The following is an 18958-nucleotide window of genomic DNA, read 5'->3' as shown; positions in this document are numbered from 1 at the left end:
TTGGTGCGTTAGGCTTCAAGTATCTTTAATAGTAGTAACCTCCTGAAGAGAAGAAATAATCTTTAATATCAAAATGTTATCACCATGGTGGAATGTGCATTTATTATCTCGAGTTGAGGTTGTTTAATACATAATTTCGGGGTTAAGTACGGTATTGATTGGCGACAGTAATTGTCGTAGCGAGTGCCTAAGTTGCTTAAATACTGGCTCATGGCTGTATCTGTGATGCTGAATAATATCAACATTAGCTTGCCAGCCAATCTCTTTAAATTCGGAGGGGAGCATCACTAACTGACCGCTATTAACATAGTTATTGGCAATATGGTTGGGCAATAAACACCACCCATGGCCCTGTAGCGCAAGTTCTAACAAAATATAATAGTTATCGGCATACCAAACGTCAGGACTAATGGCGAATTGGAAGCTACTGGATTTAGTATTTCGCGATCGGATCAAGAGTTGACGGTGCAATTTTAAATGGGCTAGATTTTCACATATCTGCTGTGCTAGCGGATGCGCACTTGCAACGTACATATCAAATTTAATTGAGCCAATTGATTCAAAGTCGATGTGAGTTGGGATCGTTAACTCACTAAAAATAATCCCGGTAACAGCCCGTTCAGTATCAATCATATCAATAATATCAATGCTTGATGCGGTTAAAAACTCGAGCGTGATAGTCGGAAATTTAGCTTCCAGTTCATTAAGAATATTGGACAGCTTTTGCAGTGGGATCCCTTCATCTAAACCTATGGTCAGCTCAGATATCGCCCCTTGCCCTAAACTTTGGGCGCAATCACGCAGGCGTTGATGTTGGCTGAGTAATACCTGGGCGTGGGGTAGCAGCTTTTTTCCCGCAGGTGTCAATTGAGGGTAGCGTCCGCTGCGATCAAATAATGCGCTGTTGCAATCTATTTCAAGGTTTATCACATGCTGGCTGATGACAGATTGTGCCTTCTTGAGGCTTCTTGCTGCAGATGAAAATGAGCCTGTGCTTACTGTCGCCACAAAGGCTTCAAGCTGTTCAACACTATACATATCGTCTTTATCGATACTTACTACCTTTTATGTATCTATATTTTGGATGAAAATAGCAAAAATATCACCATTAAATAGAGATAAATATGCAAAATAGAGAAAGAGTGTTCCATGCCGTGTCTTTTGAACTTATTGCGCTGGTTTTTATCGTGCCAGCTAGTGCATTGTTAGTTGAAAAAGATACTGCAGACATGTTACTGGTGAGTGCTGGCATGACACTGTTTGCTGTATTTTGGAATTATATATACAACCTATTGTTTGATAAGCTTATTGGTTCTAACAGAGTGGAGCGAAAAATAGCTATAAGAGTCATCCATGCACTAGGATTTGAAAGTGGTATGCTAGTTTTTACCATTCCTTTAGTGTCATGGTATTTATCATTGAGTTTAATTGATACCTTAGTCCTTGAAGCAGGGGTGTTGGGCTTTATTCTGATTTATACAGGGGTATTTAATTGGCTTTATGATGTGTATCAGCCCTATCAAAAGTGTTTTGAAAAATCGGCGAGTTAAAGACTCGTGGCGATAAATAATTGGTGCTACATGAGTGGTATTCGATGATGGATTTTAGGGCAAAGTTATTGGAAATTAATCTATTTATCAATTGTATTCAAGCCTGGTTATTGTAGATTTATCATTAAAAACGTATCAAGGATTTAAGATGTTTATTGAAACGACTTCATCGCCAAATAGCGAAGACTTGAAAACCATCAGCCAAGGCATACAGAGATTTAATCAATCACATCTGTCAAATGAGCTAGTGCTTGAAGCGGATACCCGTTTTGCCGTTTTCGCGAAAGATGACAAGGGGATAGTGCAAGGGGGGATTCGTGCGCTGGCATTTTGGAATTATTGCATTATCGAGTTACTGTGGTTATCCAAAGAAACCCGTGGTTCAGGTGTTGGCCGTCAGTTAATGGCAGCCGCTGAAGCGTTTGCTATTGAGAAAGGCTTTAGCTATATGCGTACAGAAACACTCAGTTTTCAGGCTAAGCCATTTTATGAAAAACTGGGTTATAAAGTGTATGGCGAGTTAGACGATTATCCTGCAGGCTTTACCACTTATTGTTTGGTAAAAAAGTTATAGCCGATTTAGCCTTGAATTCGCTTTATCTTGGGCCGCTCTGTTCGGGAGTTGCGGCTTATTCCTGTTAATGTTCTGCGATAGTGCCAGTATATTGGATTTTATGTTTGTTAACCCCCCTTTATCAAGTGCATTGATTTTACTGATTGTAGTAATCTGTTTATTCCTCTTCAGTGTTGGTGGAAATTGTCTAAACTTAATAATGAAGGCATTGGTTGGAGCTGCTATCGCGGCCCTAAAATGTCAATCAATTAGGGGGAAATATGGATTCAATTAAAATAAGACATCATATGGACAGGCAACCTGTGTTACTTAAAGCTGACATGCCTTTGGCTAATGCTGTTGAACATTTGTTAACCCACAATAAAGCAGGCGCTGCTGTGGTCGATAATCAAGGAGAGCTAGTGGGCTTTTTGTCGCAACAAGATTGCCTAGCTGTAATGCTTAAAAGCAGTTACCACTGCGATATGACCTCAATAGTATCCGATTGCATGAAAACCGATGTACTGTTTGTGAGTCCAGAAGACAGCATATTGGAGCTTGCAGAGCAGATGTTAGGCCCTAAGCCTAAAATTTATCCCGTGGTGAGTGATGGTAAAGTTATAGGCACTATTAATCGCACTAATGTGCTTAGCGCCATGAACACTTATATGCAGCAATGTTATTTAACTCCAGCTTAGGTTTTTAGCCTCATCCAGCCTCAGCAAGTCGTTTAGGCTTATCCCATCGAGGCTAAACTAATATCAATATGGTCAGTTCCTTGCTAGGATCGCTTCTTTTGATTCTGGCAAGGTAAGTAGATTTGGCTTCGGATAACCACCCCCTCTCAAATGCATTTCTTAGTCTGTGTTACCAAACGGATGCAGCGAAAATTCGCCGCCGTTTATTCAGGCTTAAAAAAGAGCCCGAGTCCGAGAAGAAATCTGCTGTGTTAGCCCAGCTTGAAGTCGCGGCTCGTGAGTCCTTTGATAAGGTCCAGCTTAGACTCAATAAGCGTCCTAAGATTAGTTATCCTGCTGAATTACCTGTGTCACAAAAACGTGATGAAATCGCTAACGCCATCGCTAATCATCAAGTGGTGATCGTGGCGGGGGAGACAGGCTCAGGTAAAACGACTCAGCTACCTAAAATTTGTCTCGAGCTTGGCTTAGGGACCCGAGGGTTCATTGGCCATACCCAGCCTAGGCGCTTAGCGGCTCGAAGTGTGGCAAGTCGCATTGCCGATGAGCTTAATTGCCCCCTTGGTGAGGCGGTGGGCTTTAAGGTGCGTTTTGCTGATGCCCTTAGTCCAGACTCCTACATTAAATTAATGACTGACGGTATTTTACTGGCGGAATTAACCTCAGATAAACTGTTAAATCAATACGATACTATCATCATCGATGAGGCCCATGAGCGCAGTCTCAATATCGATTTTATCTTAGGTTATTTAAAACAGGTACTAAAAAAACGCCCAGATCTAAAAGTGATCATTACCTCAGCGACCATAGATGTGGAAAAGTTTTCCCAGCATTTTAATGGCGCGCCCATTATTGAAGTTTCAGGCAGAACTTACCCCGTTGAAACCCGCTATCGCCCGCTAGTGCGTGACAGCGAAGCGGATCTTGATTTTAGTGATGGTATTTATTCTGCGGTAGATGAGTTAATCCAAGAAGGCCCTGGGGATATTCTTATCTTCTTAAATGGTGAGCGTGAAATTCGCGATACCGCCGATATGCTCAGAAAGCGTCAGTACCGCGACACAGAAATTTTGCCTTTATATGCGCGCTTATCTTATGGCGAGCAATCAAAAGTATTTAAAAGCCATATCGGCAGACGCATAGTGCTGGCCACCAACGTGGCAGAAACGTCATTAACAGTGCCGGGCATTCGCTACGTTATTGACCCAGGCACGGCGCGCATGAGCCGCTATAGCTACCGCACTAAGGTGCAGCGCTTGCCTATTGAGCCGATTTCACAAGCCAGCGCTAATCAGCGTCAGGGGCGTTGCGGCCGAGTGGCAGCGGGTATTTGTATTCGCCTCTATGATGAGCAAGATTTTTTATCGCGCCCAGCGTTTACCGACCCTGAGATCCTGCGCACAAACTTGGCCTCGGTTATTTTGCAAATGCTCGCCATAGGCCTTGGTGACATTGGCGGATTTCCGTTTATTCAGCCGCCAGAGCAAAAGCACATACGTGATGGCTTCTTGCTACTGGAAGAACTGCAAGCTGTGCATAAGCAAAAAGGCCACTTAGTGCTTACGCCGCTTGGGCGTATTTTAGCCCGTATTCCAGTGGACCCTCGCCTTGGGCGCATGGTGATTGAAGCCAATCAATTGGGCTGTTTAAATGAAGTGATAGTGATTGCTGCTGGTCTTTCTATTCAAGATCCAAGGGAGCGTCCAGCGGAGAAAAAGCAAGCCAGTGATGAATCGCATCGCCGCTTTGCCGATAAAGACTCTGACTTTGTCAGCTGGATAAATCTGTGGACGTATCTTAAGACTCAAAAGCATGAATTGTCGGCAAGTCAATTTAGAAAACAGTGCCGTGATGAGTATTTAGCCTATTTAAGAGTGCGCGAGTGGCAGGATTTATTCACCCAAATTAAACAAGCGGTTCACGACCTTAAATGGCGCTTAAATGACACGCCTGCCAATTATGAACAAGTGCATAAAGCGGTACTTTCAGGGCTTTTGAGCCAAATTGGCTTTAAAGATGCCAATAATGAGTATCTAGGTGCACGAAATCGTAAGTTTTTCGTGTTCCCAGGTTCACTATTGGCTAAAAAAGGACCAAAGTGGATCATGGCAGCTGAGTTGACTGAAACCTCACGCTTATTTGCCCGTTGCTGCGCTAAAATTCAGCCCGAATGGCTCGAATCCCTCGCGGGGCATTTAATCAAAAAGAGCCATCTTGAGCCACACTTTGAAGCCAAGCCTGCCAGCGTTATCGCTTTTGAAAACCAAGTGCTTTATGGGCTAAATATCGTTAGTCGCCGCAAGGTGCAATATGGGCCAATTGATCCTGTCGAGGCGCGAGAAATATTTATTAGAAGCGCCTTAGCCGAAGGTCAATTGCAAACTCAAGAAGCCTTTTTTGTTAATAACCAAGCCTTGGTTGAAGACATTGGCAACTTGGAGCATAAATCACGGCGACGAGACATCTTAGTGGATGAGCAAGTGCTGGTTGATTTTTATGAGCCACGTATTCCCCAAGGCATATACAATGGTCAGCTATTCTTTGGCTGGTGGAAAAAAGCCAAGCGTGATACCCCGCAATTATTGGACTTTAATCCTGAACTGTTAATGCAGCGCAGCGGCGCGCATATTTCTGCGCTGGATTTCCCCGATGTGTGGCATAAAGGCAATTTAGCCTTGGCCTTGAGCTACCATTTTGAGCCTGGCGCGAATGATGATGGCGTGTCTGTGCATCTGCCGGTGGCGCTACTTAACCAAGTGGATGACACAGATTTTGATTGGTTAGTGCCAGGGCTTAGGGAAGAGAAATTTATCGCGCTTATCAAGTCACTGCCTAAGACATTAAGGCGTAACTTTGTGCCCGCGCCGGATTATGCCCGCGCCTGTGTCCAGGCGATGGAGCCCTTCAGTGGCCCCGTGCTTGAAGTGATGTGCAAACAATTACTGCGTATGAGTGGCACCAGAGTCACGCCAGATGATTTTGATTTAACCCAGTTAACCGCACATTTATCGATAAACTTTAAGATTGAAGACGACAAAGGCACGCTTATCGAGCAAGGGCGAGTACTTGATGAGTTAAAAGGTAAATTACAAGGGGTGGTCGCTAAGGCTATTCGGCAAGTGGCTAAAGTCGGTATAGAGCAAGAAGCCCTGCTGAGCTGGAGTTTTGGTGACTTACCTAGTCAATATCAGCAGCGCAAAGGCAATTATGAAGTCAAAGCTTACCCTGCGCTAATTGACAACCAAGCGGATGTGGCGATTAAGTTATTTGATGATGAGCATGAAGCCAAGCGGCATCACAGAGTGGGCTTAAGGCGTCTATTACTGCTTAATATTCCTTCGCCGGTGAAGCATTTACAGCAAAAATTGCCCAATAAAGCCAAGCTTGCCATGTACTTTAATCCCTTTGGTCAAGTGCAAATTTTAATTGATGATATTATCGCCGCCGCGGTGCAGCAACTATTGGATGAGAAAAAACTGGATGTGCGCAATGAAGCCCAGTTTGAGCAAGCAAAAGAATGGGTTCGCCAAGAACTTAACCCCAGCGCCGAACAAATATCCCTTAAGGTTGAGCAAATATTGACCTTGTACCAAAACATTAAAAAACGCATGAAAGGCAAGATAAGCTTAGATATCGCTTTTGCTATGAGTGACATTCAAACTCAGCTGGATAAGTTAGTTTTTAAAGGCTTTGTAGAAGACTGTGGCTGGCAGCGTTTGGGGGATATTATCCGCTACCTTAAAGCCATTGAGCATCGTTTGGATAAACTGCCGGTGGACCCAAGTCGTGATCGCCTGCACATGCACAGCGTAGCAAAGGTGCAAGATGCGCTTAATGCTCAGCTCAATAAGTTGCCTAAGTCGCAACCTGTGCCAGAAAGCTTGGTTGAGGCACGCTGGATGGTAGAGGAGTATCGAGTATCGTGTTTTGCCCAGATGTTAGGAACTGCCTATCCCATCTCAGAAAAACGCATTTTGAACCATGTAATGGATATGTAGTGAAATTTTATTATTTTTGCGCTTAAAAAAGTTAGGTATAAATGAACACTAACAGAAAGATTGTCGTGAGTTTACGTGAGCGTATTCCAACATTTGAATGTGTGCCAGGATGCCACGATTGCTGTGGTCCGGTAACAACATCGGCTGAAGAAATGTCGCACCTACCCGTAAAAACCGATGCTGAGCATGATGCCGCTTTAGAGGAGTGGAACTGTGTACACTTGGGGCCTAATGGCTGCACTGTGTATGAAGAACGCCCGCTTATTTGTCGTATTTTTGGTACCACGCCCAATATGCCATGCCCAAATTCTTGTCGCCCCAAAGAGATGATTGAGCCAAAGGTTGAGCGCGACATCCATCATTACATCGCCAATACAAGGCAAGTGTTAGTGTGATCTTTCACTTAATGCGATACAAAAACGCCAGCAATTAAGCTGGCGTTTTGTTAAGTGAAACTATGGCTTGGGTATTTAAGCTTGCTCAATTTCCCGTGGGATAGCTATCCCGTGGAACAAGGTAAATAACACTGGCACTATGACCAAGGTCAGCACAGTGGCAAAGCCAAGACCAAACATGATGGCAATGGCCATTGAGCCGAAGAAGGCGTCGAACATTAACGGGACCATACCCAAAATGGTGGTCAAGGCTGCCATGCTCACTGGGCGAACTCGGCTAATTGCACTATCAAGCACCGCAAGATAGGGCTCTTTGCCTGAATCGAGCTCCAGATTGATTTGGTCCAGTAAGACGATGCCATTTTTAAGTACCATACCGCTTAAACTTAAGATCCCCAACAATGCGGTGAAGCTCAGTGGCATATTGGTCAAGAGAAGTCCGCAGACCACACCTATGATGGATAAGGGCACAGTACACCAGATAACCAGAGGCTTTTTCACCGAATTAAACAAGAATACGGTAATGATGAACATGAATAAGTAACCCATGGGTAAGGAGCCAAATAGTGCCGCTTGTGCATCGGTTGAACTTTCATGTTCGCCACCCCAAGTTAAGCGGTAGCCATCTGGTAATGAAATAGCTTCCACTTGTGGCTGCAGTCGATTAAACAGCGTGGCTGCCGTTTCATCACCTAATAAGTTGTGATCGGCCATTACCGTTAAAGTACGCTTACGATCTCGACGCTGAATGATGGGATCTATCCATTCAAGCTCGACACTGTCGATAATTTGCTGTAAGGGCACATAGCTTTGCAGGCTAGGGCTCCAAATAGACAGTTTTTGAATACTGCTTAAATCAACTCTTTCTTCTTCAGGCAAACGCACCACTATCGGTAACATTTGAGTGCCATCACGGAAGTAACCTATGGTGCGACCACCAAATGAAGATTGCAGTGTATTTGCTAAATCCTGTTTTGAGATCCCAAGGCGTCTTGCCTGTGATTCGTTGAATTTAGGCACCAATTGCTTGGTTTTTTCGCGCCAATTATTACGCACGTTGCGGGCGCCCGCATCAGCCCTGAAAATATCTTCAACTTGCGCGGCGTAGTGGCGTAACACCTTAGGATCGGCGCCGGTTAATCTGGCTTCAATCTTAGAGGCTGCCGATGGACCGATTTCCATAAAGCGATATTGGAACATGGCCTCAGGGAACTGTTGAGGTAGGTTTTTATCCAGCTGATTTAACAACAGCATCATTTCGTCTCTGTCACCTACGCGTATTTGCATCTGAGCAAAGGCGGCGTAGCTGTGTTCTGGCGCATAGGTCAAGGTAAAGCGCTGCATGCCTTGGCCTGTGGTAGAGCTGATAAACTCGATGTCATAATTAGTTTGAATAAAGTATTCAACTTGCTTGACCTTTTTATAGGTTTCACGAATTTCTGTGCCTTCAGGCAACCACATGTCCACATAAAACATTGGCGTATTAGATGGCGGGAAGAAAGCATTTTTAACTTTGGTGAGCCCGTAGAATGAAGCAAATAATAGTACAAACATGGCTAATACTGTGATGACTCTATGGTGCAAGCTGAAGTTAAGAATTTTCTTAAAAACAGTGAAAATCATCCCCTTGTATGGATCTTCTAAGTTTGCCGCATCCCCAGGCGTTGACTCATCAAGTAACAGGTGGGCCAAGAAGGGGGTTAAGGTGATTGCCGTTATCCAAGATAAAAACAATGAGAAACATAATACCCAGAACAATGAGCCTAGGAACTCGCCAGTAGCATCGGCAGACAAACCAATAGGGGCAAAGGCAATAATCGCAATAACAGTCGCACCAAGGAGTGGCCATTTAGTTTGCTGGACGATATCCACAGAAGCTTCAAGCTTGGTCATTCCGCGCTTAAGTCCAACGAGAATACCTTCTACCACCACAATGGCATTATCCACTAGCATACCTAGGGCGATAATCAGTGCGCCAAGGGATATTCTTTGCAGCTCAATTTCGTACAGCTTCATCATGATGAAGGTGCCCAGCACTGTCAGCAGCAACACGGCGCCAATGATGATACCGCTGCGAAAGCCCATGGTGAATAGCAGCACCAAAATGACAATAGCAACCGCTTGGGCAAGGCTGATAACAAAGCCATTAACGGATTGTTCTACTTCGCTGGCTTGATCGTAAATGGTATGGATTTCAATCCCTGCAGGCTTTAATTGCTCAAGCTGTGCAAGGTGTTCGTTGACGCGTTTGCCGACTTCAACGACATTTACCCCCTTAGTAAATGAAATGCCTAAATTAAGGGCTGGCATGCCATCAAAATTAAGTAGGTTTGAAGGTTTTTCTTCAAGGCCTCTAAAGATATGTGCTACGTCTTTAAGGCGAATAAGATTACCTGTATCACGGCCATGGATAATTAAGTTTTCGAAGGTTTCAATGCTGTTGAGTTCACCACTTGGGCGTAATGGCAGTTGTAAAGAATTAATGGTGACGTTACCGGCACTCATAATGGCATTTTGCTGGCTAAGAATGCCGGCTACTGTGCTCATTTCAAGATTAAAGGCAGCCAAACTTTTTAGTGAGAACTCAACAAACAATTGCTCTTGCTGCTTACCTGCAAGGCTAACTTTACCGACACCATCAATCAGTTCGATTTCACGGATCAATTGATCCACGTAGCGTTTAAGGTCGACAAAACTGTAATTATCGCCGGTTATCATCAACATATAACCAAATACATCACCAAAATCATCCATCACTTGAATGGGCATAATGCCATCTGGCAGTTCAGGTTTTAGATCGTTTATCTTTCGGCGCAGCTCATCCCAAATTTGTGGCAGGGCATCGGCGTCATATTCGGTTCTCATACTGACCATGATTTGCGATAAACCTGAAGATGACGTCGAGGTGATATGATCAACATAAGGTAATTGCCTTAGTGCCTTCTCGATAGGGTAGGTTAATTCTTCTTCTACTTCCGTTGGGGTCGCGCCCGGGTAAGGGGCGATGATCATGGCATCTTTTAGCGTAAAGGCTGGATCTTCTAATCGGCCTAAATCTAAGAAAGAGACGGTGCCGCCAATGGCTAAAATAATGAGGAATAGCCAACTTATGACTGTATTTCGAATGGAATACTCAGCAATAGTCACTCTGCTCGCTCCTTGGTGGTTGAATTAACTTGCATGCCTTCACGCAATTGATTTAAGTGTGAGGTTACGATTTTATCGCCTTCATTTATGCCATTGATGACTAAGGCTCCTAAGGTAGACATTTGCACAATATCGACTTCTTGCTTACTAATCTTGCCATCGAGGATTTTCCAAACATAAAATTGTTTCGATTGTATGCCTGGATCAAGGGCATTCATTGGCACTTGATAACCCAGATCACCACTAATACCAGCTTTAATTAAATCTATGTGCACAGTGGCAGTGGTCCCAGGAAGGGTCACTGGATTAGTTTGTGGCATGACAAACCAAGCTTCATAGGCTTGATTTTGGGCGGTGAGCTGCATAGTGTATTCGAGCAATGACACTTGGAATTCAGGACCATCATTGGCAAATTGCAATGTGGGTTTGTAGTCGGTTTCTTTTTTCTCGGGATTAAATCTGGCGAGAATAATGTCGGGCAATTGAATTTTTACGTAAATTTTATCGCTTTGATACAGCTTAACCACAGGTTCACTGGGAGCTACGGTTTCATAATTTTCTTTGTTGACCTCGGAAACTAGACCTGAGAAGGGCGCGCGGATCACGCTGTATTTAACTTGAGCTTGAGCCAATTTTTGGTTCACTTCGGCAAGCTTTACATTGGCGATAAGCTCATCCAATTCGGCTTGAGAAATAAGCTGCTGGCTGACAAGGCTTTTAGCACGGCTTAATTGCTTCTGAGCCAATGCTAGTTTTGCTTGGGTATCAGCCTGCTTTTGTTCGGCTTTTCTGGAATCAAGTTTTACAAGCACTTGTCCTTTAGTGACAGGTTCGCCAGGTTTTATGAGCACTTGGCTTATTTCGCCTGGGATCCTAAATGACAATGGAGTCAATTCAGCGGGGACAACTTGGCCGATAAAGTCACGGTACTGTGCGGTCACAGGTGCAGCTAGCACTTGATGAGTAACAGTTAGGGTTGATTTAACCGTTATTTGCGGATCTTCGCTACAGGCGACAAGCAAGATGCAAGGCAGCAATATGTTGATAATGCGTTTGGCTACAGACGGCATATTAAATCCCCCCTTCTTTTACCCAAGGGCGAACTCTTTGACCCGCTTTAAGGTTTTTAGCACCAGCGATCACAATTTTATCTCCTGGGGTTATGCCGCTCACGATCCTGTCATCAGCATCCAATAGCACTGATACAGCTTCGAGCAATTGGCTGGTTTCATTCATACGCCAGATTTGGGCCTGACCATTTCTTTGGCTGTAAATTGCACCAAGGGGTAACATTAAGCCCAACTGTTCTGTCAATGCTTGCTCAATGTGAACCATACCAGACATGCCAGACAGAATATTAAGGCTAGGTGGACGACTAATGGTCAATGTGACCTTGTAGGAGTTGGTGTCAGCATCGGGTTTGGTGGATATTTCTTTGAAGCTTGCGGGTAATAATAAATTATCGAAACGGCTTAAGCGTACTTTGAGGTTACTGTGCTTAAGGTTATCAATATTTAACTCTGTAGTGAGGTGCACAGGTAAACTAAAGTCGATATCGAAATCTTGATTATTCAACATGCTGACAACGGCTTGTTTAGCATCAACGAACTGATAGGTTTTAGCGTGGGTAATGGAGATAACGCCGGAGAAAGGGGCATGTAGTTCGGTGTAAGATAAATCTGTCTGCGCTTGTTGTAAATTCAGCTGGGCTTCAGTGTAAGCTGTTTGAGTTTGATCTAGGCTGTCTTCACTGACTAAGTGTTTTTCAAAAAGCTGTCTTGCCCGTTTAAGTCTGGCTTGTTGTAGCTCAAAATTGGCCTGCATAGCGGCTAAGGCGAGTAAATAATCTTGCTGATCGAGTTTGGCAAGCAGTTGCCCTTGCTTGATGTCTTGGCCCATGCGGACCTCTAACATGGCGATTTCGCCGGGCACTTGGAATGCCAATTGTGCTTGCTTACTGGCACTGACTTGCGCTACAAATTGATGGGTTTTAGTGCTCTTTAGTTGAGGAATTTCCATTAACTTAACAGGGGTGCTGGCGTCGACTCCCGTTTCTGATTGCGCCTTTTCACAACCCCATAATAAGGCGGCAAGGGTTATCAGGGATATAAGCCTAAACCCTGATCGTATCTTAGTTGCAGGCATCTTGTTCCTCGTCATGTTATATAGGTAAAACTCATTATGCTATACACTTGTACAGTAAGTGGTAGGCGAAGTATATTGATCTTAACGGCACAGCACAACAATTACTGTACACTTGGATAGTAAAATGGCACTCTTGTGCGTGATACAGGGCAGCGCTTGTCCAGTATAGCAGTCCCCAAAGAGAGAGTTATGTCAGATAAAGATAAACGTATTGGTCGTCAATCTGCTGAAAATACAAAACAAACCCGAAAAGACATTATAGATGCTGCGACGCAATTATTCTGCCAACAAGGTTATGCTAATGTCAGCTTGAGAGCAATAAGTGAGCAAGCAGGGGTATCCCATGGGCTAATTCGCCATCATTTCGGCACCAAGTTTCAAGTATGGCAACAGGTTTGTGACCGTATTGAAGCCTATTTTCATCAATTTGTGTCCTCGCTGACTCAGGAGTTTTCACCAGAACTTGCTAGTAATGAACGGCTTTTTTATGTGATTATTAATTTGCAGGCGGTATTGATGTTAGATCCCCGTCCCATTCAGCTGATGGCAGACTCTATGGGGCAAGATGCGCAGATGCATGATTATATTTTTGAGGATGATGATGAACTCGCAAGGCTAATCGCTCAGATGCTCGAACAATGTCATCAAGAAGGAATTGCAAGGCAACTTGCACTAAAAGAGCTGGAGTGGCTGTGTTGTTCTAGTGCCAATAGCTTTGTGAGTTTGGCGCCGTTAGCTAAAAACACTTATCCTGGCGTATCATTTCAACAGGTTCAAGTGAACCATTGGCGTTTGTTTGCCCGTTCAATTTGTGGCTTATTAGCGCTTGATTTTAAGATGATCCCAGAAATAGACAGCTTGGCAAGTTTTGTGGCAAAGAGTCAATTTATCACTGATTTTGGTGATAACTTTGATTGTGAGAATGTGTGAACTTAAGCCAGTGCTTTATATGCTGAACAGCTTTATAAGATTTTTTAGCTGTTTGATATGCATTTATTATCTGAGCAGAGATTATTGAGTTATCCATCAAAATAAAGGCTAAGCAGCTGTCATCGCTCCTTAGCCTTTACCTTATGCGTATGGGAGATTTACTGTCTAGCTAAGCGATGATTTTCTGGGGCTTGTTCAAAATCACTTCGAAACGGATTAATGTCTAAACCGCCACGGCGAGTATATCGAGCATAAACAGTTAACTTGCTGCATTGGCAGTACTTTTTAAGATCCATAAATATCCGCTCAACACATTGTTCATGAAATTCATTATGCTGACGGAATGAGATTAAATAGCGTAGCAGCTTTTCACGATCAATTTTAGGGCCTTGATAGCGGATCATTACGCTGCCCCAATCTGGCTGTGAGGTGATCAAACAATTAGACTTCAGTAAATTTGAGGTTAATGTCTCAGCGACATTTTTCTCTTCAGTGCTATTGAGTAAATATTCAGGATTGAATTGATAATCATCAACTTCAATATCTAATTCATCAATACAATTGCCCGGTAATTCATTAATACGCTCAATGCTAAAGTGCTTAGGTTCGATGATTTTTACCGTAACATCACCTTGAGCACATTGGCCTAGATCTGTGGTTAGCGTAGTTTTGATTGCATCTAGGTTATCGAAACGGGTTTGATTAAAGCTATTGAGATAGAGCTTAAAAGATTTAGATTCAATCAAGTTGACGCTATTGATATCCAGATGCACTTGCATAATGGCTACCATAGGCTTGCCCTTGCTATTGAGCCAAGACAGCTCATAACCTGTCCAAATATCAGTCCCCTGAAAGGGCAATTCGGTCGTGAGTTCAATCGCATCACGATTCAGTTTGCGGGGAACACCTTGTAACAGCGAAGCATCGTATTCTGCTTGGTACTCAGTAGCTCGGCCTAAAGTTAAGCCTTTTAGTGCTTGGGCATCGCTATAGGGGTCGTGATTGTGTGTCATCTAATGGGTTTCCATGTCAAAATATCTTTTTATTATAAACCACGAGTAGCTTAAGTGTCTTGTTCATCTGCATTAGAGAAATTTATAAATTCATACCTTAACTCATATCAGGATGCCTTATCTGAGTTGCCACGTTACTATCCCATGGGCGTGGACTCGCCTTGTATCATGCAAACTTTTGATGAGCAGTCTGAGGATGCGGTATATTGGCAACCGGTAAAACGTGAGCAAGCGGGAGATTTTGATAATGTCGCTACGGCGTTAACTATGGCCTTGCATCAAGATATTAATCAGTTTTACGGTACATTTTTTAGTGCACCGTTGCAATTTAACTCACCTTGGGGTGAGGGGGAGTTATTGCTTGCTTGGTCCCTCGATGATTTTGAATACTTGCAGCAAAATATAATCGGTCACTTGATCATGAAACAAAAGCTTAAACAAGCGCCGACCTGGTTTATTGGTGTCTTAGATGAAGGCGACGCTATGCTCACGGTAGACAATGAAACTGGTGCCGTATGGATTGAAATACCAGGTGAAGTGCCAAATACAGAACTTGCTGCATCTATAGCTGATTTTATTGCTACATTGACCCCACGCATCACCCCAGCCTTAAAGCCAGTTCAAGAGATAAATGAACAATGGCAACACCCAGGTATTTGGCAGCGCATGAAACTGATGTGGCAAGATTTGACCCAGCGAATGCGAAAGTAATCTTCGCTGAGCAATGGCTTCATTTAGGATTATTGATGATCCCAAGATAAATTTGACACTATGCGGCAGGGTTCACAGCGAAAGTGGAACATATCTAATAATGGTGCTTCAAGCTTCCAATCATGGCTGCCACATTTGGGACAAGGCCGTGCTAGCTCTGCGCTTAGGCTCTCACCCCCTACGCGATACAAATAGTAGTAAGTGGGTATTTGGGTTAAAAACTCTACGCGGCCACGTAAATCCCAACCGCGTCTAAATAAGTCACTTCCAGTGGTGGAAATTTCTTCAATCGCGGCAAACTCAGCCTTAGTGGCAGCGGCCATTTGCAGCTCATCGCAGGCCTGCCATTCACTTTGCCATCTTATCATCCGCTTATGATCGCCATTGAAGGTTGCTGGGATGTGATACAAAGGAATGGGCAACAAGTTATCACCGTTTCGAAGTGGTGAGCACATGTGCACATAGCTAGTGTAAAGCAACTGCCAACTGGGCTTCTCTGTATTACTGGCTTCAGAGTTAATATCTTGGCCGATAAACTTCTCTCGTGGTGCGAGAATTTTGGCCTCAGTGAGCCCATTAAGGGCGACTTTGACCCAAGGGCTATTATGGCGGTTAGCTAGGCTGCTACGCTCAGGTGTTAGTAAACGGACTCTGAACTCTCCGTCATTAAAGGCGACGGCAAATTCACGTCCTAATACCTGTCCGTTGGCGCGTAGGGCTTCTAAAAAGTTATTAATGGCTTTCTCTGCCGCTTCAATACTGGTGTCTGCAAAGCATTCAAAGCGTAGTTCTGTGACAAACATCTATTCATTTACCTTATTTTCAAGGGCATGCACTCGTGAAGTGAGTTGTTCTATCTGTTGGCTCAACTGCCCAATAGTGTTGAGTAATTGCTGTAGATCAATGTTAGGCTCCATGACTGGCGCTTCATTAATTACTGAGTGGGTCATGTCTAAATCAGTAAGGCTTGACCAACGCTCTTTAGGTATAGCTTTAAACTCTTTAAGTCCTTGAATAATAACGGGTATAGGGAGTTTTTTACTCAATCTGGCTTTAACTAACGCTAAGTTAGGGGTATGACCACTTAAGGCGATGGCTTTTGCTGCTGCAAGCACTTGGTCAATTGGACTCATTGTTGGTTATTTTCCTCAATTGTTAATAAAACACAAAGCAAGCTGAACTCAACGTTATATTATTTTGTTTAAAATCAATATCTTGTCGAACTATTGGTTTTGGCATAGCTTTTGCTTTGTGTTATCGGTATCTTCATTATTTATAAAAATAAATATGAGTAGTGGTAATGTTAACAAAAAGGACGAGACATGAAATTAAAACTTATTCCAGCAGCGTTATTAACTAGCTTGAGCTTATTAATGAGTGGTTGCGTACTAAATGTAGGCGATCATGGATCTTCAGGCCATAGTGGCTGGGAAGAACAGCAACAGGCTAATCGTGACAACATCGCTAAGCTTTCTATAGGCATGGACACGCAGCAAGTAACACTATTAATGGGCACTGCCGATTTTAGTGAAGCCTTTGTGACTCAAGCCTCGGCGCAAGACGCTGAGCAGCAAGTTCAAGTGTTTTTCTATCGTACTCAATGGAGTAAAGGCGATGGAAAAACGACCAAGGAAGAATGCACTCCGGTCGTTTTACGCAACAATAAATTGATTGGTTGGGGTGACGCGGCATATAAAATGATCTAACCCTGATTATTTCCTTAATAAGACGTCCAATTGGTCGATGAGTTCTGACCATTGGGCGTCTTCGTTTAATGACTCCTTGAGAAAGTGCCGCTGCGCTGAATTCCAAAAAGCAGCCTCTGCTAAATGTATATCCGCTGGTATTTTATTGTTATTGATAAAGTCCTCAATGTCTTTTGGCTGAAAAGCCAGCCCTAACTGCTGAAACAAATGCTTAATATCATTCTGGGTCGTATCCATGATTGTTCTCCTTGAACGGCTTATTTGAGTATAAAAGCCTAACGTCAAAGCACAAGGCGCTTGCACATTGTTATTTTTTTGTTAACTTGGTGGTAATTGTGCTTAAAAAGGACTCGATTTATGAACGTTGCACCAGTAGAACAATATCGTGCAGTGTATTTAACCGCCGAAGATCTCAGAATTGCGGCATCGATTATTTACAATGCATACCAAAATGACCCCTACTTTTTAGCGATTCTATTCTCAGGTGATAAAACCAGTTACGAGCAAAAACTGCGTGCTGCTATTCGTGAAGAACTCAATGAATTATGGCAACAAGAGCAGCCATTAATTGGCTGGTTTGATGGCGACAGACTCATAGGCGTGGCCTGTATTGTCACTCATCAAGTCCCTGTCGGCGAGAGCCGATATTGGCATTGGCGTTTTAAGATGCTATTGGGCACGGGCTGGAAATCAACTCAAGGTCTGATGCAAAAAGAAACTTCGATTATTGAGCAGTTACCCAGTGATAAATGCGGAATATTACAATTTATCGCCTTAGCGCCCACCGAGCAACACAAAGGCAATGGCGGCCAGTTGATTGAAGCGGTATTAAGCTGGTGTGATGAGCAGCCTAAATTGGAAGGGTTAGGGGTGTTTGTCGCTAACGACAATCACAGTGCCTTGTTTCAGCGCCACGGGTTTATTAACCTCACGGCCATGAGTATTGGTGATGTTCAGGGAGAGTTACTGTTTTACCATGGTCAGCTCAGCAGCTAACCTCAGGATGGAATAATAAATGTATATTAAACAAAATGTATATTGAACAGTTTTTTGTACCGCTAGCTGTATTGAGTTCACTTGCAATAGGCTAGCAATTGACGCGTGTTTTTAATAATAAGAAAAACCTTGTTATCAGAGAAAAGTTCAAGTTGAATTGCAAGATGTTGAAGATTAATCTGTTTTAATATCATTCATTCATCTCTTTGAGTTGAAGTTAGTTAAGTTGGTGCCATGGGGAATCATGATAAATTAAGGCGATATGCTGATGAATAAAGAGCGTGAAAGCCCGAACACTTTTAGCTGTTTCAGGGATTTTTATCCTTACTATTTGTCTGAGCACAGTAACTTATTTTGTCGTCGATGCCACTTTGTTGGCAGCGCGCTTACGCTTATTGCATTAATCAGTGTTATTAGCCTAGGGGCGTGGGGATATTTATTAACTCTTCCGCTTATTGGCTATGGGTTTGCTTGGTTTGGCCATTTTGTGTTTGAGAAAAATAGGCCAGCAACCTTTAGCTATCCTTTCTACAGTTTTTTAGGCGATTGGCTGATGTTTTGGCAGATGCTGACAGGTCAAATTCGATAAAGCATTTCCCCCTTTGGATAAGTTCCGCAGCGCGTGTGCGATATCTCTCACACGGTATGTGAGCATTGGCGCTATTGTTTGCAGCCAAGTAGATGCTGATGTTTATTAAGTTATTAATTTTATATGATTATTTATTCTAAATTCGTGAATCATTCATTTTTGTCATGGCTATTTGGCAAAAATCTTTTTTGAGTGGATGTTCCCAAGGGGGAAGCTGGCTTATGATTAACACATCCAAGGAACAGGATGAACGGAATAGGAAGCGCTCAAGGTAGAGCATACTCAAGGCAGAGTAGAGAGCAGGAAGCACTCAAGGTTGATTCACTTGATCAGGATGATTGAGTACAAGGATGAAAACGGATACCCCTAGGAAAGACTTCAGGTCGGGGGATGCAAGGGAAGGCCAGTGTAGACATGATGTCTCACTCAAGGATTAAGATTGTCATGGATGATATAGGACACGCTTAAGGATAGAGCAGGCTCAGTCAATGGAATGCTGAGATAAAGGACGGTATCTTGAATGATAC

18 protein-coding genes are annotated in these 18958 nt (G+C 43.4%); 10 read left to right on the top strand and 8 right to left on the bottom strand.

Translation table 11 applies throughout. From position 1 onward, the window contains the following. Window positions 1-123 precede the first annotated feature (123 nt). Window positions 124-1038 (bottom strand): LysR family transcriptional regulator, encoded by a 915-nt coding sequence (locus H5073_RS14705; RefSeq protein ID WP_182680319.1) that lies wholly within the window; start codon window positions 1036-1038, stop codon window positions 124-126. Between the two features lie 86 nt (window positions 1039-1124). Between H5073_RS14705 and H5073_RS14700 the strand changes: the two genes are divergently transcribed. The 5 genes from H5073_RS14700 to H5073_RS14680 all read left to right on the top strand — a co-directional run bounded on the left by H5073_RS14700 (window position 1125) and on the right by H5073_RS14680 (window position 7194). Continuing rightward, a complete protein-coding gene (locus tag H5073_RS14700) occupies window positions 1125-1550 on the top strand; it encodes a PACE efflux transporter (protein ID WP_182680318.1) in 426 nt (141 codons plus the stop codon). 148 nt (window positions 1551-1698) lie between these two features. Continuing rightward, window positions 1699-2124 carry an N-acetyltransferase gene (locus tag H5073_RS14695; RefSeq protein ID WP_182680317.1) on the top strand — a complete coding sequence of 142 codons (426 nt, stop codon included), beginning with the start codon at window positions 1699-1701 and terminating at the stop codon, window positions 2122-2124. A 260-nt stretch (window positions 2125-2384) separates the two neighbouring features. Next, on the top strand, window positions 2385-2801 hold the full coding sequence (locus H5073_RS14690) for a CBS domain-containing protein (RefSeq protein WP_182680316.1): 417 nt from the start codon (window positions 2385-2387) through the stop codon (window positions 2799-2801). Between the two features lie 122 nt (window positions 2802-2923). Next, entirely contained in the window at window positions 2924-6799 is a 3876-nt protein-coding gene (hrpA, locus tag H5073_RS14685; RefSeq protein WP_182680315.1) for an ATP-dependent RNA helicase HrpA, read from the top strand. A 41-nt stretch (window positions 6800-6840) separates the two neighbouring features. Then, window positions 6841-7194 (top strand): YkgJ family cysteine cluster protein, encoded by a 354-nt coding sequence (locus H5073_RS14680; RefSeq protein WP_182680314.1) that lies wholly within the window; start codon window positions 6841-6843, stop codon window positions 7192-7194. A gap of 75 nt (window positions 7195-7269) precedes the next feature. On the opposite strand, the gene H5073_RS14675 is transcribed toward H5073_RS14680, so the two are convergent. From H5073_RS14675 to H5073_RS14665, 3 genes are read right to left on the bottom strand one after another with little or no spacing between them, the layout of a single operon-like run. Then, window positions 7270-10341, bottom strand: a complete 3072-nt coding sequence (locus H5073_RS14675) for an efflux RND transporter permease subunit (RefSeq protein ID WP_182680313.1) — start codon at window positions 10339-10341, stop codon at window positions 7270-7272. Beyond that, window positions 10338-11411 (bottom strand): efflux RND transporter periplasmic adaptor subunit, encoded by a 1074-nt coding sequence (locus tag H5073_RS14670; RefSeq protein WP_182680312.1) that lies wholly within the window; start codon window positions 11409-11411, stop codon window positions 10338-10340. The genes H5073_RS14675 and H5073_RS14670 overlap by 4 nt, the downstream gene beginning before the upstream one ends. Window position 11412: 1 nt before the next feature. Next, entirely contained in the window at window positions 11413-12486 is a 1074-nt protein-coding gene (locus H5073_RS14665; protein WP_182680311.1) for an efflux RND transporter periplasmic adaptor subunit, read from the bottom strand. A gap of 189 nt (window positions 12487-12675) precedes the next feature. On the opposite strand from H5073_RS14665, the gene H5073_RS14660 reads away from it, so the two are divergent. Next, window positions 12676-13416 (top strand): TetR/AcrR family transcriptional regulator, encoded by a 741-nt coding sequence (locus tag H5073_RS14660; RefSeq protein ID WP_182680310.1) that lies wholly within the window; start codon window positions 12676-12678, stop codon window positions 13414-13416. Between the two features lie 158 nt (window positions 13417-13574). Here H5073_RS14660 and queF read toward each other — a convergent pair whose 3' ends face one another. Next, window positions 13575-14429: an NADPH-dependent 7-cyano-7-deazaguanine reductase QueF gene (gene queF, locus H5073_RS14655; protein WP_182680309.1), complete on the bottom strand. Its 855-nt coding sequence runs from the start codon at window positions 14427-14429 to the stop codon at window positions 13575-13577. A gap of 54 nt (window positions 14430-14483) precedes the next feature. On the opposite strand from queF, the gene syd reads away from it, so the two are divergent. After that, window positions 14484-15140, top strand: coding sequence for a SecY-interacting protein (syd, locus tag H5073_RS14650; protein ID WP_182680308.1), 657 nt, complete (start codon window positions 14484-14486; stop codon window positions 15138-15140). Between the two features lie 29 nt (window positions 15141-15169). Here the strand turns inward: syd and H5073_RS14645 are convergent, their stop codons facing one another. After that, window positions 15170-15943 (bottom strand): Zn-ribbon-containing protein, encoded by a 774-nt coding sequence (locus tag H5073_RS14645; RefSeq protein WP_182680307.1) that lies wholly within the window; start codon window positions 15941-15943, stop codon window positions 15170-15172. Next, the gene (locus tag H5073_RS14640) at window positions 15944-16273 is read right to left on the bottom strand and encodes a hypothetical protein (protein WP_182680306.1); all 330 of its coding nucleotides are present in this window, start codon (window positions 16271-16273) and stop codon (window positions 15944-15946) included. A gap of 189 nt (window positions 16274-16462) precedes the next feature. On the opposite strand from H5073_RS14640, the gene H5073_RS14635 reads away from it, so the two are divergent. Next, window positions 16463-16846 (top strand): DUF3192 domain-containing protein, encoded by a 384-nt coding sequence (locus H5073_RS14635; protein WP_182680305.1) that lies wholly within the window; start codon window positions 16463-16465, stop codon window positions 16844-16846. A gap of 6 nt (window positions 16847-16852) precedes the next feature. On the opposite strand, the gene H5073_RS14630 is transcribed toward H5073_RS14635, so the two are convergent. Beyond that, window positions 16853-17083, bottom strand: a complete 231-nt coding sequence (locus H5073_RS14630) for a DUF2789 domain-containing protein (RefSeq protein ID WP_182680304.1) — start codon at window positions 17081-17083, stop codon at window positions 16853-16855. 120 nt (window positions 17084-17203) lie between these two features. On the opposite strand from H5073_RS14630, the gene H5073_RS14625 reads away from it, so the two are divergent. Both H5073_RS14625 and H5073_RS14620 read left to right on the top strand, forming a co-directional pair. Further along, on the top strand, window positions 17204-17842 hold the full coding sequence (locus H5073_RS14625; RefSeq protein ID WP_182680303.1) for an N-acetyltransferase: 639 nt from the start codon (window positions 17204-17206) through the stop codon (window positions 17840-17842). 268 nt (window positions 17843-18110) lie between these two features. Then, window positions 18111-18431: a DUF962 domain-containing protein gene (locus tag H5073_RS14620; protein ID WP_182680302.1), complete on the top strand. Its 321-nt coding sequence runs from the start codon at window positions 18111-18113 to the stop codon at window positions 18429-18431. The last annotated feature ends 527 nt before the right edge of the window (window positions 18432-18958 follow it).

It is taken from the genome of Shewanella sp. SR44-3, from assembly GCF_014163735.1.
GTDB lineage: Bacteria > Pseudomonadota > Gammaproteobacteria > Enterobacterales > Shewanellaceae > Shewanella.
The sequence above is the reverse complement of the archived record's forward strand: the minus strand, read 5'-3'. Positions and strand labels throughout refer to the sequence as shown.

Coding starts and splice junctions, on each gene's coding strand:
- H5073_RS14680 (WP_182680314.1), top strand. CDS start 6,841: ATGAACACTAACAGAAAGATTGTCGTGAGTTTACGTGAGCGTATTCCA.
- H5073_RS14630 (WP_182680304.1), bottom strand. CDS start 17,083: ATGGATACGACCCAGAATGATATTAAGCATTTGTTTCAGCAGTTAGGG.
- H5073_RS14700 (WP_182680318.1), top strand. CDS start 1,125: ATGCAAAATAGAGAAAGAGTGTTCCATGCCGTGTCTTTTGAACTTATT.
- H5073_RS14620 (WP_182680302.1), top strand. CDS start 18,111: ATGAATAAAGAGCGTGAAAGCCCGAACACTTTTAGCTGTTTCAGGGAT.
- H5073_RS14670 (WP_182680312.1), bottom strand. CDS start 11,411: ATGCCGTCTGTAGCCAAACGCATTATCAACATATTGCTGCCTTGCATC.
- H5073_RS14690 (WP_182680316.1), top strand. CDS start 2,385: ATGGATTCAATTAAAATAAGACATCATATGGACAGGCAACCTGTGTTA.
- H5073_RS14640 (WP_182680306.1), bottom strand. CDS start 16,273: ATGAGTCCAATTGACCAAGTGCTTGCAGCAGCAAAAGCCATCGCCTTA.
- H5073_RS14705 (WP_182680319.1), bottom strand. CDS start 1,038: ATGTATAGTGTTGAACAGCTTGAAGCCTTTGTGGCGACAGTAAGCACA.
- queF (WP_182680309.1), bottom strand. CDS start 14,429: ATGACACACAATCACGACCCCTATAGCGATGCCCAAGCACTAAAAGGC.
- H5073_RS14645 (WP_182680307.1), bottom strand. CDS start 15,943: ATGTTTGTCACAGAACTACGCTTTGAATGCTTTGCAGACACCAGTATT.
- H5073_RS14660 (WP_182680310.1), top strand. CDS start 12,676: ATGTCAGATAAAGATAAACGTATTGGTCGTCAATCTGCTGAAAATACA.
- H5073_RS14665 (WP_182680311.1), bottom strand. CDS start 12,486: ATGCCTGCAACTAAGATACGATCAGGGTTTAGGCTTATATCCCTGATA.
- H5073_RS14625 (WP_182680303.1), top strand. CDS start 17,204: ATGAACGTTGCACCAGTAGAACAATATCGTGCAGTGTATTTAACCGCC.
- H5073_RS14695 (WP_182680317.1), top strand. CDS start 1,699: ATGTTTATTGAAACGACTTCATCGCCAAATAGCGAAGACTTGAAAACC.
- H5073_RS14635 (WP_182680305.1), top strand. CDS start 16,463: ATGAAATTAAAACTTATTCCAGCAGCGTTATTAACTAGCTTGAGCTTA.